The organism is Streptomyces sp. WAC06614 (assembly GCF_003949795.1).
Lineage (GTDB): Bacteria > Actinomycetota > Actinomycetes > Streptomycetales > Streptomycetaceae > Streptomyces.
Window position 1 is genome coordinate 1 of the sequence record NZ_RPRY01000636.1, and the last position, 1,625, is coordinate 1,625.

A 1,625-nucleotide genomic window follows, 5' to 3' on the forward strand; every position below is an offset into this window, starting at 1 on the left:
GTACGGGTGGGGGACGGACAGGGTGGGGTGGTGCCGGGGCAGCGGAAGAGGAAGCGGCAGCAGGAGCGCGAGCGGCGGGAGTGGGCCGAGCGGTTCGGCGAAGGGGCCGGGCGCTGGGAGGCGGTGTTCTCCACCCAGGACCCGGACGCCTGGAAGGCCGAGCTGCAGCGGCTGCGGCGGGAGGAGCCGTCCATCGAATGGGACACCGTCCGCATGGACGTGTTCTGCGGGCGGCTGGAGCACCCGAACACCTATCGGCTCAGTGTGTTCGTGCCGTACGACACCCCCTAGGCCTGGCGCAGCGCGTCGCGGAGGGCGCCGCCCGCCTCGGCGACCAGCTCGGACGGGGTCTGGGCCGGCCGGGCCAGGGCGAAGCGGGTCTTGCCCTCCGGGCCGACCGTGAAGCCGTGGACGGCCGGCCGGGGCAGGCTGTTGTAGCCGTAGTGCGCCGTGAAGAAGTACGCGCCCGTGTCCGGCACGGCGATCAGGTCGCCCGGTGCCAGCAGCGGCAGCGCCCGGTCCTCGGCCAGCAGGTCGCCCGCGAAGCACGCCGGCCCCGCCACGTCCTGGGCCACCGCCGGCCCGCCCTTCGGCCGGCCCTCGGCGTCGTAGGCCAGGATCCGCAGGGGCCATGACGCGGGCGCGTACACCGTGCGGGTCGCGAGCTGGACCCCGGCGTGGGTCACGGCGATCGGCCGGCCGCCGGTGGTCTTGGTGTACTCGACGCGGGCGACCACCAGCCCGTGCTTGGCCAGCAGCGCCCGCCCGAACTCGGTGACCAGCCCGTACGAGCCGCCGAACAGCCCGGGCGCGGCCTCCCGCAGCGCCCGTACGTACTCCTCGTACGTCGGCGTCCCGTCGTCGGAGGCGAAGTTGACGGGCAGTCCGCCGCCGATGTCCACCGTGTCGACCTGCCGGCGTCCGGTCCGCCGCACCGCCTCGGCGTTGATCTCCTCGGCCAGGGCGTGCACCTCCCGCACGCCCCGCGCGATCAGCGGCAGCGGGACGCCCTGGGAGCCGGAGTGGGTGTGCAGCCGGGTCAGCCAGGGGCGTTCGGCGTAGGCGCGCAGCAGCCGGGCCCGGGCGCCCGGGTCGCGCAGCCCGATGCCGAACTTCGAGGTCGAGGTGGCCGTGGAGAGCGCGCCGATGGTGCCCGCCCCGGTCTGCGGGTTGACCCGTACGCCCAGGGGCGGGAGGGCCGTCCCGGCCGGTGCGCGGGCCACCAGGGCGTCCAGGCGGTGCAGCTCCTGCTCGTTGTCGGCGTTGAGGGCGATGCCCAGGGCCAGGGCCTCGCGCAGCTCGGCCGTGGTCTTGGCGGGGGAGTCCAGCACGATCCGGTCCGGGGTGAGCCCCGCGGCCCGGGCCAGTGCCAGTTCGCCGGGGCTGGCCACCTCGCAGCCCAGGCCGGCGTCGGCCAGCAGGGCCAGGACCGGCACCAGCGGCGCGGCCTTGACCGCGAAGGCGTGCAGCACGGGGGTGCCGGGCGGCAGTGCGGCGGCGAAGGCCGAGGTCAGGGCGGCGGCGGAGGCCCGGATCCCGGCCAGGTCCAGCAGGCACACCAACGGCGGGGCACCGACCCCGCCCGCGCCCGGGTCCGGGTCCGCACCCCCGCCCGCGCCCGGAAC

Annotated in this window: 2 protein-coding genes; one reads left to right on the top strand and one right to left on the bottom strand. The window is 76.5% G+C overall.

The features are described 5' to 3' along the window. Window positions 1–291, top strand: a 291-nt coding sequence (locus EF918_RS35495) for a hypothetical protein (RefSeq protein ID WP_260611005.1), incomplete at its 5' end; no start/stop codon positions are given. Here the strand turns inward: EF918_RS35495 and EF918_RS35500 are convergent. Further along, the coding region (locus EF918_RS35500; RefSeq protein WP_125652950.1) for a diaminopimelate decarboxylase at window positions 288–1,625 on the bottom strand (1,338 nt) is incomplete at its 5' end. The two genes, EF918_RS35495 and EF918_RS35500, sit on opposite strands and share 4 nt — an antisense overlap.